Source organism: Paraliobacillus sp. X-1268, assembly GCF_003426095.1.
In the GTDB taxonomy this organism is placed as follows: domain Bacteria; phylum Bacillota; class Bacilli; order Bacillales; family Amphibacillaceae; genus Paraliobacillus_A; species Paraliobacillus_A zengyii.
The window spans coordinates 666984-679616 of record NZ_QJSK01000001.1 but is presented as its reverse complement, the minus strand read 5'-3'; the positions used below and the strand labels follow the sequence as shown (position 1 = coordinate 679616).

Below are 12633 nucleotides of genomic sequence, written 5' to 3'. Positions count from 1 at the left end.
ATGCAGCATAAAGTAATATTTCGAATCTTTAGACAGACTATTGTTGAATATATAGCGTCATTTCCTATATTACTTGGTATAACAATTTGGTTAGTGCCTGTACCTCTGTCTATACCTTTTTTAGTTACGATACTATGCCTATATATGCTAGGTATCTGTGTGGGTAGCTTTTTTCAAAAAAAGTCGCTACTAACTGGTAGTCTATTTTCTATTGCACTTATTCACATGCTTCTGTATGATGGTTCGCTCATTCAAGACATTGGGCTCTTTCTATTCAGTGGTAGTATTCTCATTCGGGGGTTCCAGTACAGTAAAACAGATTGGAACGTGTTGCTTCCAGTCCATGTTTTGTGGTCATTTGGCGTGCCGTTATACTTTATCAGTTACTTTATTTATCGCTATACCAATCTGTTAGAAGTTTATGTACCTGTTATAACAGGTAGTGGTTTAATTTTTTTAGTGCTATTACTTTTTAAATCAAATGCAGATCATTTGGAACAGGCAATCTTAGTTAATCAAGATAAAAAATCCATTAGTAGTGTTATTCGAAAACAAAATTATGTCTATATTGTAATTATGCTTGTGATTATCACATTACTAACACAGTTTGGTATAGTCAAAACAGTAATATTTACGACAATTCGTACGATGTTTCTAGCGATTTCTGATTTTTTTAGTCTTTTTGAAAGCGATTCACCTGCAGAAGTACTAGTATCAGATGTTCCGAATGAAACGTCTTTTATTGGCGAAGAAATAAATGAACCTTCTCAATTCGCTCAAATTCTTGAAATAGTTGCTACTATTGCAGTTATTCTTGTGTTAATACTATTCATAATTTTTATCGGGTATAGAATATCAAATAGTTTTCAAAGATTCATTCACTGGATCACCGCTATTATTTACCGTATGATAGAAATAATAGGTAGTAAATCAATACTTGATACAAACATGTCAACGCATCAAGATGAAAAAGAAACGCTTTTTGATTGGAATAGATTTCGTAGTAAAATAAAAAACCAAACAAACCGTTTTGTGAAAAAGCGTCTGTTAAAGCAGAAAAAATGGGAAGCACTATCAGAAACCGAGAAGGTTCGTTATTTGTATCTTCAATTCGTTAAAAAAGCTCAAGAAGAAGGATACCAAGTAATGAATAATGAAACTGCGCATGAAATGCTGACTCGAATTGATAAAAATGAACTGTTGAAAAAATCAACACGATTGGAATTAGACCAGTTATACAATCGAGCACGTTATAGTCAAGAACGTCTTATAAAGTTAAATAAAGAGAATTATCAGCAACTCTTGAATAAATAATGGGGCATAATTATTCAAGAGGATGGTATTGGTTGACTATTGAGTTAATTATTCATATAATTATCTTGAATTCAAGATACGAACGAATGAAAGGGAGGACATCATAAAAATGAAACATATTTATAATGAAGGTAGCTCGGATCGGACATTATTATTGTTACATGGGACAGGTGGAACAGAACAGGATCTTTTACAAATTGCTGAAATGATTGATTCTTCTGCTAATGTACTTAGTGTAAGAGGAAATGTTTCAGAAAATGGTATGGCGCGTTTCTTTAGAAGATTAGAAGAAGGCGTTTTTGATGAAGAAGATTTAATTAAGCAAACAAAGGATTTAAATGACTTTTTAACAAAAGCATCAGGTGATTACCAATTTGATCGTGATAATATTGTAGCTATTGGTTATTCTAATGGGGCTAATATCGCTGGAAGCTTATTATTTCATCATGAACAAGCGCTAAAGGGCGCTATTTTACACCATCCAATGGTTCCTAGACGTGGTATCACATTACCTGATCTTACAGGAATGAATGTTTTTATTGGAGCAGGTCATAATGATCCCTTATGTACGGAAGCTGAATCGAAAGAATTATATGAAATTTTAGAAGGTAATGGTGCACATGTTACATTGCATTGGGAAAATCAAGGGCATCAATTAACACTACCCGAAGTTGATGCAGCTAAACTTTGGTATAAGGAAAAATTTTAAATATTTCAAACATAAATTGGTATATTATGATAGAATCAGCTTATAGATAAAGTTTGACTCAGGAGGTAGTTACACTGCGATGAATACCATTGAAGAGACAATAAATGAAGCTGGATTTGGACGAAAAAAAATCATTAAGAAATATACTGAAGTCTTCAAGAAAAATAAGTTAGATACTGATGAAGTATTGCTAGAAATGGCAACTACATTTGATAAGCCGACAGATTTATTATTCGTTACAGATAAACGTGTTTTTTATTTTAAAATGAACACAGAGGATTCATCAGTTGATAAACGAGTTAACTTTAAAGATGTTCTAAATTGTCAAATAGAGGATCAAGGTATTGAAAAACGTTTTGTAATTGGTTCTCGTTCACAAGAAGTGATAATTAGTAAGTTGATAGTAAATACGAGTATTGGGGTAGTAATAGAAATAGCTAAGGTACCAACCAAAATTGCCGAACAAGTAAAACAAACGATTGATTCAAAGATAGAATAGTAAACAAAAGCTGCAGGATATTAATCCTGTAGCTTTTATTTCTTATGAAAATCGTTTCCGTAAAGTAATTGTTGATTTAAGAATATCGCAATAGGCAGTAAGATGCCTGAGATGTTAATTTTAAATGAACCCTTAATGGTCTTGATCCAGTTGTTCGCCAAAATAAAATTAAGAATATCATGATTCAAGATGTTGCTGATCGAAATATGACAATCATTATTTCTTCTCATAATTTGCTTGAGGAGAGGCTAAAAAAAAGTATTAGCTAGGTGTTGTAACAATACTAATACTATATCCGTTATTTCGTAATGTAACTCGTCTAAAATTGATAAATGATTTTAAAGATGAAGAAAATTGCTAAAAAATTAAACATCTATTTGTATATAGTGAAAATACAAATTCACAGAGCGCGAAAGCAATTTAAAAAAGTTTAGTTTTCATTGTAAATGAACTTTCATAAACGTTTCAATTTGTTCACTGATCAACACTCCCTGCTTGTCAAAAATTACAGGTTGTATTCTAGACGAATTAGTAAAAAGTATAAGCAGGAGGTGAACAACTAATGCAAAAAAATAAAGGTATGATGCTTCCGATGCTTGCATCTATTGGTGTAGGTGCTGCTACTTATTATAGTATGAGACGTAATGGTGGCGGAAAAAATGTAATGAACAAAATGACTTCTGCAATGAATCAAAACAAAAATATGTAAGTGAACAACGAGTAGGCGAATGAAACAATTCGTCTGCTCGTTTAATTTCATGAAGTGTTAACATAGCGAGTGCGATATTCTTTTGTTATAATTAATGAAACTATACAATACATAAAGGAGTTTTAGATGATGGGGAAAAATTTAATAGGCTATATAGGATCTTACACAAAGAAAACTAGTGAAGGGGTTTATCAATTCACATTAGATTTGGAAAAAGAAATGATCACGGATGTAACACCTGCAGCTAAGCTAGATAACCCAACTTACCTTACGACTACAAAAGATAACAAATTTCTGTATGCGGTATCAAAAGAAGGGGAAGAAGGTGGTGTAACAGCATTTTCTATAAATGAAAAAACAGGAGAATTAACAAAATTAAATAGTCTTGCTTCTGCTGGTTCACCACCTTGTCATGTTAGTGTTTCAAATGATAATGCAAATGTTGTAACAGCAAATTATCACACGAAAAAGGTAGAATCTTATTTAACTGCTGCAGATGGTTCTCTGCAATCACTTGCCGACGTTGCAGAGCATGAAGGAAGCGGACCACATGATCGCCAAGAAAAACCACATATGCACTTTGCTGGTTTCACACCAGATGAAAAATATGTTATCGCAATTGATTTAGGTAGTGACAATGTAATCACTTATGCTGTAGACAAAGGTAAATTAACAAAAGTTCAAACTTTTGAACCAAAACCAGGAAGTGGTCCTCGTCATATTGTCTTCCACCCAGATGGTAAGCATGCATATATTATGACGGAATTAACTTCAGAAGTTATTGCATTAGAATATGACGCAAAAGATGGCCATTTCACGGAGATGCAAGCAATTAAAGCTATTCCATCTACTCACACTGATGTAAACGATGGAAGCGGTATTCATATAACAAAGGATGGTAAGTTTGTTTATGTTGCAAATCGTGGTCATAACAGCATTGCTGTGTTCGCAATAGATCAAGCAACAAAAGAACTAGCATTTGTTGAATGGACATCAACTGAGGGCGATTGGCCAAGAGATTTTGTATTAGATCCTACTGAAAAGTTCTTAGTTGCAGCTAACCAAAATTCTGGAACATTAACACTTTTTAGAAGAGATGAACAAACAGGTAAGCTAGCCTTATTACAAAAGGATGTTAAAGCGCCTGAGGCAGTTTGTGTAAAATTTTTAGAAGCATAATAAAGATGGGTCTTCGAACATAGAAGGCCCATCTTTTTAGCGGAAGAGGAGAAAAGATGGAACCAATTATACAAGGAAATACTGTAGATAGTGACTATATTCGCGAACAAATTATTGCTTATAATATGGAACAGTTGCCTGATAGCGTAAAAACTGCAAAACAAAGTTTCTGTTTTAAAATAGAAGATCCACAAACAAAGAAAATTATTGCCGGAATTACCGCAACAGCATTTTGGTATCATCTTCATATTGATTTTCTTTGGGTCGATAGTAATAATAGAGGTAAGGGATATGGCAGGCAATTACTAAAAAGAATAGAAGAGACGGCAAAAGAAAATCAATGCCGTTTACTGTTTTTAGATTCATTTAGTTTTCAAGCACCTGATTTTTATAAGAAACAAGGTTATCAAATGGTTGGTAAGATTGAAGATCATCCAGAGGGTTATTCGCTTCACTTTTTAGAAAAAAGGCTAAAATAGTAATTTTAAGTGCAAAGGCTCTGTTGGAAAATAACAGAGCCTTTGCACTTATTATAGTATTTGGGATAAAAATAACTTTGTTCGATCTTCCTTAGGGTTATCAAATAGTTCTTCAGGGGAACCAGATTCAATAATTTCACCTTGGTCGAAAAGGACAATCCGGTCGGCAACTTCTCTAGCAAATCCCATTTCATGCGTTACGACCAACATAGTCATACCTGAATGTGCTAATTCTTTCATAACATCTAAAACCTCTTTTATCATTTCTGGATCTAGTGCGGAAGTAGGTTCGTCAAACAACATAATTTCTGGTTGCATTGCTAATGCCCTTGCAATCGCGACACGTTGTTGTTGTCCACCTGAAAGTTGACCTGGATACTTATCTGCTTGTTCAGGAATTCCTACACGTTCTAATAATTCTTTTGCAAGTTTTTCTGCTGCTGCTTTTGGCTTTTTCCGAACCCAGATTGGTGCTAGTGTGATGTTCTTTAAAATGGTCATATGTGGGAAGAGATTGAATTGTTGAAAAACCATCCCTGTTTCTTTTCGAATTGCTTCAATATCTTTAATATCGTGTGAAAGGTTAATACCGTCAATATGAATTTTCCCTTTTTGTATTTCCTCTAATCCATTAATAGTACGAATAAAGGTTGATTTCCCAGAACCTGATGGACCGAGTATAACGATAACTTCTCCTTTATTTGCTGTTAACGTAACATCTTTTAACACATGTAGATCACCGAACCATTTATTGACTTTCTTACACTCTATTATAGGACCCTGTTGTGTTTGTTTTGCCGTACTTTCGATCATATCAATTCCTCCTTAATAGTATAAGTTATCTTTCACCAACACCTAAAGATCGTTCCAAACGACGACTAGAATAAGCCATTGCATAAGCGATTACCCAATAAAGAAGCGCAATGAATAGATAAACTTCCATATGACGTCCTAGATAATCAGGATTAGATTTAACAGTTTGGGCAATGCCTAAAATATCGAATAACCCAACAATTGCGACAAGAGATGTATCTTTAAACATGGAAATACTTTGTCCTACGATTGCAGGGATAACAGCACGTAATGCTTGTGGCATAATGATAAATGTCATAGAATGTACCGAATTTAAACCAATTGCTTTTGAGGCTTCGTATTGTCCATTTGGAATAGACTGAAGTCCTCCACGTACATTCTCAGCCATATAAGCAGCTGTAAATAGCGTACAGCCAATCATAACGCGAATGATATTGGTTATTTCAAACCCTTCTGGTAAGAATATTGGAATTAATATTTGTGCCATGAACAATACAGTAATTAGAGGAATGCCGCGAATAACTTCTATATAACCAATACAAAAGTATTTAATTACTGGCAACTTACTTGTGCGTCCTAACGCAAGTAAAATTCCGATTGGAAAAGAAAAGATTATTGCTACAGCTGATAGTAATACTGTAAAGAGTAAACCACCCCATACATTTGATTTCACTGCAGGCAAAATTCCAAATCCATTTAGCAAAAAGATGATTAGTGGAAAGGCCAAACAAAACCCAATTATCACAATCAATTTTTTCTTTGGTAAATATGGCGCAATAATATAGCCAGCAATAATCACTGCAATAATGGATAGTAACCATAGTTTACTTTGTCCTGACGTAAACGGTACGAAAATATGAACAAGAAAGATAAAGATCAGTACACCAGAAAGTATACGGGGTGTGCCTTTCCAAATTCCAGCTGACATCCCGAACAAAAGCGAGATGAATCCTAATCCAGTCCAAACACGCCATAGTTCTGATGGTTCGTACTGGCCAACCATAAACAAACGGTAGTTATTACTAATTACACCCCATTCGGCAGTGATAAAAACCCAATTTGCAGTACCCGAAATAATCTGATAAAGCAAGTAAATGGAAATAAAAGATAATAAAACATTCCACCAACTATTAAACATATTTCTTTTTAGCCATGTTAATAGGCCTGGTGAATTTTTCGGTGGTTTAATTGAACTTGTTGCTTGGTTTGTATTTATATTCATATCCATTCTATTCACCTCTCTACTAACCGAGATTTAGCATTATAGAAATTCATAAAGACGGAAGTTATTAAACTTAACGTTAAGTAAACAAGAATCATAATGACAATCATTTCAATAAAATGTCCGGCTTGGTTCATCGTTGTATTTGCAACAAAGACTAAGTCTGCGTATCCTGCTGCAATTGCTAAACTAGAGTTTTTTGTGAGATTGAGATATTGGCTTGTTAATGGCGGGATAATAATCCGGATAGCTTGCGGAAATACAACGAGACGCATTGTTGTAGAGCTTTTTAAACCCAATGCTTTGGCTGCTTCTTTTTGCCCTTTTGCAACGGATAGAATACCCCCACGAACAATTTCAGCAATATAAGTAGCTGTATAAATGGTTAAACCTAGTAAAACAGCTAAGAATTCTGGTGATATAATATATCCACCTTCGAAGTTAAAATTACCTAGAACTGGCGTATCAATATTTACTGGCCCAGACATCGTAATCACAAATGCAAGTAGAAGAGAGAGGATTAAAATTCCTATCCCCCAAACAACTGGGTATTTTCTATTACCCGTTTCAATTTGTTTTGTTCGCTTGATTTTCCATAGAATAATTGCACCTACTAGCCCAATTAAAAATAAGATTAGCCATGTAAATGTGTGGGCGTTCATATTTAACCATGGTATAGCAATACCGCGATTACTTAAGAATGCGGGTCCAATTTCAATACTTTCATCAACAGCTGGTAAGGGTAATAAAACAGCAAAATACCAGATGAATATTTGAACGAGCAAAGGTGTATTTCGAAATACGTCAATGTACAATCCAGCTAATTTTTGAACGAGCCAATTAGTAGAGAGGCGGGAAATACCAACAAAAACCCCAATTAGCGTAGCGAAGAAAATCCCAATTATGGATACCTTAATTGTGTTTAGAATTCCAACTAAGATTGCCCGTAAATATGTATCAGTGGGTTGATAATCGATCATTGATTCAGAAATATTAAAAGAAGCTGTATTATTTAAAAATCCAACTCCTAAATTCATTCCGATACGGTCCAATCCTGCACGTGCATTATTAATTAAATAAGTACCAATAAGAAAAATAAAAATGACAAATAGTACTTGAAATAGGATTGGTAATATTCGATTATCACGCCAGAACGGTGTACGGACAGTTTGTTCTTTATTCATAGTATTCACCCTTCCGTATGGAAATAAATTGACCTGCTCCCCTAACTGAAGAGAGCAGATCTTAATCATCTATTAGATAATCTTAATTGAATGGTGGTGAGTAAAGTAATCCACCATCTTTCCAGTTTGTATTATAACCACGTTCTAAATTAAAGACTGAATCTGTTCCTAAATTACGATTGTATATTTCTTCATAATTACCAACATGTTTAATTACACGATAAGCAAAGTCATTTGGTAAGTCCATTAGGCTGCCAAGTTCACCTTCGATTCCTAAGAATCTACGAACTACAGGATCTTCACTATCCATGAAATCATCAATATTTTCTGACGTAATTCCTAGTTCTTCGGCCTCAATAATCGCAAATGTTACCCATTTAACTATGTTGAACCACTGATCATCACCCTGTCTAACTGTTGGTCCAAGTGGTTCTTTCGATAAAGCTTCTGTAAGAATTAGATGTGCATCAGGTTCTGCTAATGTTGCTTGACGAGAAACTAGACCTGATTTATCAGTAGTCCATGCATCAACTGTACCTGCTTCATATGCCTCAACTAATGAATCACTGTCATCAAATACTACTTGTTCATATTCGATTCCTAATTTACGGAATTGGTCAGCTAAGTTCATTTCTGTTGTGGTACCTGTTTCAACACCAATACGTGCTCCAGCTAAATCTTCCAAACTTGTTATGCCACTTTCTTTTGTAACCATCATTCCTTGCCCGTCATAAAAAGTCGTTGGACCAAAATTTGTTCCAAGCTCAGTATCACGTGTTGTTGTCCATGTTGTATTTCGAATCAAGACATCAATTTCACCAGTTTGTAAAGCGGTAAAACGCTCTTGAGCTGAAAGGGGTCTTACTTCAATTGCTTCTGGATCATCAAAGATAGCAGCTGCAAGTGCTTTACCAAAATCAATATCAAATCCTTCGTAATCACCATCTTCATTTACATAACCAAAACCAGGTAATTGACTATTACCACCAACAACAACTTCTCCTCTTTCTTCAACAGCAGCTAGAGTGGAACCAGAGTCGTTGTCAGAGGAAGTTTCTTCAGTATCTTCTGTTTCTTCGGTAGGTGTTTCACTTTCGTCTGTGCTAGCATCTTCTTCGGATGAACAACCAGTCAAAAATAGTGCGAGAATCAAGAAAAAGCTAGCCAAAAGAACGGATAAATAATTTTTGCGTTTTATCAAAGTAAATCCCCCTTATTTTTTATAGTTCTATGTAAATGGTATAGAACTAAAGTAAAAAGTGTTGTGAGAATATCCTACACGCTTAGTTTACAGATTGATCACAAAAAATAACACTAGTTGGTTAGATTGTCTTCCGTATTATTTGAAAATTCTGATAATACTTTACTTTTTAATATGTATAGTTTCAAAAATTGTAGATAAACTAACAAAAAGATTATGTTTCATGTAAAGGAGAATCTGCAATGAAAGTAGGATTAGTATGTGGCTTTCTACTGGTATATTTTATGCAACCAACTATATTGCAAGCTGCACATGAAGATGAGCAACAATCTGAGAATCATATATGGGAGATTCAAAAGGTTTCATATCATGATGTTCCTATTTACTCGCATGAATTTAATGTATGGCACCATTTTATTGAAAAAGAAAAAACGTGTAGCGTGGTAAATAAAGTTAAAACAGAAGTAAGGTATTGCAAAGTACACGATCATATTGAAACAAAAGTAACCTCACAAGAAGTTACACACAGTCATGATCATTAACTGAAATGAAGCCGGATATTCATAATGTAGATTTACTATAATCATTAAGTGTGAAACAACATTGTTATTGACTACATAAATAATTCACTAATTTCTACGCTACGGTAGCAAATGCTTTCCCTTTCCACGGGCACGGCCTCAGCTAACTTAGTAAAACAAAGAACGTTTTACTAAGTGGATCTTCGGCTCGCACTGTTCCTGTAGGAGTGTCAAGCATTTGCTTCCTTCGCTGTTTAGTGGATCTATTTTTAGCGTAAGACCAGAGTCAATCGAAACATTTTCAAGAGATTGATTAATTTGTTTATTTGTAGTTCATAAAATGTTTAAAGACAAAACTAGCGGATCAAGTGAAATGGGCGACACTCCTGCAGGAACAGCAAATGTTTTCGATGGGATGAGTAATCGCAATCCCACGGGCTGAAGATCCACTCGGAAGCGTATTTTCTTCCGAGTTAGCTGAAGCCGTGCCTGCGGAAAGGGAGCCCATTTCGCTTGAGGAGCGGGGGCATAAATTCTGTTGTATTGCAATTTATATAAAGAATTTTACGTCGTAGTTTCTCTCTATTGCGTTGTTTAACTAGCAAGATAGTCTTATGAAAAATATATACTAAAAAACCCTCCTAATAAGGAGGGTTTAGTTGGTGATAACAGCTGGGTGAATGATATGGTTTGATTCGAATTTATCGATTTTATCTGCTTGGGTTAACGTAACAGCTATTTCGTCCCAGCCATTTAAAAGCATTTCTCTTTGATAAGGTGAAATGTCAAAGTCAGCTTCAAAACCTTCACTATCATAAACTTTCTTTGACTCTAAATCTACTGTGATATCATAATCTTTTGCTTGTGCATTTTCAATTAATTGTTGTGCTTCTTGATCGGTTAAACGAACAGGCAAAATCCCGTTCTTTGTGCAGTTATTATAGAAAATATCTGCAAAACTCGATGCAATGATAACTCTAAAACCAAAATCTTGCAGTGCCCAAGGAGCATGTTCACGAGATGAACCACAACCAAAGTTATCACCAGCTACTAAAATAGAAGCATTTGCGTATTTCGGTTGATTTAAAGAAAAATCAGGTCTAGGTTGATCCTTTTCATCATAACGCCAATTATAGAATAAGAATTCGCCAAATCCTAAGCGAGAAATTCTTTTTAAGAATTGTTTTGGTATTATCTGATCAGTATCGACATTAGCGCGATTCAGTGGATAGACAAGTCCGTTATGTTTTCTAATTGGTTCCATTTGAAGTACCTCCTAATAAAATTGTTAGTAAAAGGGGAGGGAGGTAATAAATTAGTCATGCTTGTTTCCCTCACACCCAATTAAGCTTACACACCTACAGGCAAGTTGCGAACATCAACAAAGTGGCCTTCAATTGCAGCTGCAGCCGCCATTTCTGGACTAACTAGATGTGTTTGTGCACCAGTACCTTGACGACCTTCAAAGTTGCGATTTGAAGTAGAGGCACAACGCTCACCAGAAGGTACAACATCATCATTCATTGCAAGACACATACTACAACCGGCTCCGCGCCATTCAAAACCAGCATCGATAAAGATCCGATCTAATCCAAGTTCTTCAGCAGCTGTTTTAACAGATTGTGAACCAGGTACGACCATAGCACGTACATTCGGGTGGACTTTTCTACCGTTAATAATCTCTGCCGCACGTTGTAAATCAGCTAGCCGTGAATTTGTACAAGATCCGATAAAAACATGCTCGATTGTTACCGATGATATTGGTTTGCCTGCTTCTAGTCCCATATATTCTAATGCGCTTTTTATTTCATTTCTATCATTCTCAGAAGTTGCATCATCTGGACTAGGAATATTAGCGCTTATTGGAATACACATACTAGGATTTGTTCCCCAAGTAACTTGCGGTTCAATTTCAGCAGCATCCATTTCTACCATCGCATCATAACTAGCACCTTCATCAGTAGCTAGTGCTCTCCAGTCTGCAGCCAACTGGTTAAAAGCATCTTCATCTTCTGGTATATATTTTTTTCCGCGAAGATAATCAATCGTTGTATCATCAGGACTAACTAACCCGGCACGCGCTCCAGCCTCAATGGACATATTACAGATAGTCATTCGGCCTTCCATAGAAAGATTTCGAATTGCCTCACCAGTATATTCAATGACATAACCAGTTCCAAATTTAACGCCGAATTTACCAATTATTGCAAGTATTAAATCTTTAGCTGTAATACCAACACCTAATTTACCATCGATTTTAACATTCAACGTTTTCGGTTTTGCTTGCCAGATAGTTTGTGTAGCAAGAACATGTTCTACTTCACTTGTACCAATACCAAACGCTAGTGCACCAAAAGCACCGTGTGTCGATGTATGGCTATCTCCACATACAATGGTCTTTCCAGGCTGTGTTAAACCAAGTTCTGGACCAATGACGTGTACAATACCTTGATGACGGTGATTAATACCTGCCAAAGGTACACCGAATTCTTTACAGTTTATTTTTAGTTGATCCATTTGTTTTTTTGATACTTCATCTTTAATAACATTTCGGTGCACAGTAGGTACGTTGTGATCCATCGTAGCAAATGTTCGATTTGGTTGACGAACCGTCCGTCCTTGCAAACGCAATCCCTCAAAAGCTTGAGGGGAGGTAACTTCATGAACAAGGTGAAGGTCAATGTAGAGAAGATCTGGTTTACCTTCTTCTTGATGGACAACATGTTTATCCCAGATTTTTTCGATAACTGTTTTGGCTTTTCCCATGTTAGAAATCACTCCTTTACTTTTGTGAAAATGAAGG

General features: G+C 35.4%; 13 protein-coding genes and 1 pseudogene. 8 read left to right on the top strand and 6 right to left on the bottom strand.

Annotated elements, in window-relative coordinates; all coding sequences use genetic code 11:
* The 7 genes and pseudogenes from D2K62_RS03470 to D2K62_RS03445 all read left to right on the top strand — a co-directional run bounded on the left by D2K62_RS03470 (position 1) and on the right by D2K62_RS03445 (position 4889).
* The gene (locus tag D2K62_RS03470) at positions 1-1314 is read left to right on the top strand and encodes a hypothetical protein (protein WP_117160915.1); all 1314 of its coding nucleotides are present in this window, start codon (positions 1-3) and stop codon (positions 1312-1314) included.
* A gap of 109 nt (positions 1315-1423) precedes the next feature.
* A complete protein-coding gene (locus tag D2K62_RS03465) occupies positions 1424-2023 on the top strand; it encodes an alpha/beta hydrolase (protein ID WP_117160914.1) in 600 nt (199 codons plus the stop codon).
* Between the two features lie 79 nt (positions 2024-2102).
* Positions 2103-2522, top strand: coding sequence for a PH domain-containing protein (locus tag D2K62_RS03460; RefSeq protein WP_112180666.1), 420 nt, complete (start codon positions 2103-2105; stop codon positions 2520-2522).
* Positions 2523-2618: 96 nt separating this feature from the next.
* Positions 2619-2764, top strand: a pseudogene (locus tag D2K62_RS19030) (ABC transporter ATP-binding protein); the annotation flags it as partial.
* 320 nt (positions 2765-3084) lie between these two features.
* Positions 3085-3231: a hypothetical protein gene (locus tag D2K62_RS18680; protein ID WP_157967370.1), complete on the top strand. Its 147-nt coding sequence runs from the start codon at positions 3085-3087 to the stop codon at positions 3229-3231.
* A gap of 129 nt (positions 3232-3360) precedes the next feature.
* On the top strand, positions 3361-4410 hold the full coding sequence (locus D2K62_RS03450) for a lactonase family protein (RefSeq protein WP_112180667.1): 1050 nt from the start codon (positions 3361-3363) through the stop codon (positions 4408-4410).
* Positions 4411-4466: 56 nt separating this feature from the next.
* Complete coding sequence (locus tag D2K62_RS03445; RefSeq protein WP_112180668.1) at positions 4467-4889, top strand: GNAT family N-acetyltransferase; 423 nt, start codon at positions 4467-4469, stop codon at positions 4887-4889.
* Between the two features lie 51 nt (positions 4890-4940).
* Here the strand turns inward: D2K62_RS03445 and D2K62_RS03440 are convergent, their stop codons facing one another.
* The 4 genes from D2K62_RS03440 to D2K62_RS03425 all read right to left on the bottom strand — a co-directional run bounded on the left by D2K62_RS03440 (position 4941) and on the right by D2K62_RS03425 (position 9309).
* Positions 4941-5702: an amino acid ABC transporter ATP-binding protein gene (locus D2K62_RS03440; protein ID WP_112180669.1), complete on the bottom strand. Its 762-nt coding sequence runs from the start codon at positions 5700-5702 to the stop codon at positions 4941-4943.
* A 25-nt stretch (positions 5703-5727) separates the two neighbouring features.
* Positions 5728-6930, bottom strand: a complete 1203-nt coding sequence (locus D2K62_RS03435) for an amino acid ABC transporter permease (protein WP_117160913.1) — start codon at positions 6928-6930, stop codon at positions 5728-5730.
* Between the two features lie 5 nt (positions 6931-6935).
* Complete coding sequence (locus tag D2K62_RS03430; protein ID WP_117160912.1) at positions 6936-8108, bottom strand: amino acid ABC transporter permease; 1173 nt, start codon at positions 8106-8108, stop codon at positions 6936-6938.
* An 82-nt stretch (positions 8109-8190) separates the two neighbouring features.
* Entirely contained in the window at positions 8191-9309 is a 1119-nt protein-coding gene (locus tag D2K62_RS03425; RefSeq protein WP_117160911.1) for an amino acid ABC transporter substrate-binding protein, read from the bottom strand.
* Positions 9310-9551: 242 nt separating this feature from the next.
* Here D2K62_RS03425 and D2K62_RS03420 point away from each other — a divergent pair, with 242 nt between their 5' ends.
* Positions 9552-9851: a hypothetical protein gene (locus D2K62_RS03420; RefSeq protein ID WP_117149303.1), complete on the top strand. Its 300-nt coding sequence runs from the start codon at positions 9552-9554 to the stop codon at positions 9849-9851.
* Between the two features lie 634 nt (positions 9852-10485).
* On the opposite strand, the gene leuD is transcribed toward D2K62_RS03420, so the two are convergent.
* Together leuD and leuC are read right to left on the bottom strand one after the other, a co-directional pair.
* Positions 10486-11094 carry a 3-isopropylmalate dehydratase small subunit gene (gene leuD, locus D2K62_RS03415; RefSeq protein WP_112180674.1) on the bottom strand — a complete coding sequence of 203 codons (609 nt, stop codon included), beginning with the start codon at positions 11092-11094 and terminating at the stop codon, positions 10486-10488.
* A gap of 86 nt (positions 11095-11180) precedes the next feature.
* Positions 11181-12596: a 3-isopropylmalate dehydratase large subunit gene (leuC, locus tag D2K62_RS03410; RefSeq protein WP_112180675.1), complete on the bottom strand. Its 1416-nt coding sequence runs from the start codon at positions 12594-12596 to the stop codon at positions 11181-11183.
* Positions 12597-12633: the final 37 nt, after the last annotated feature.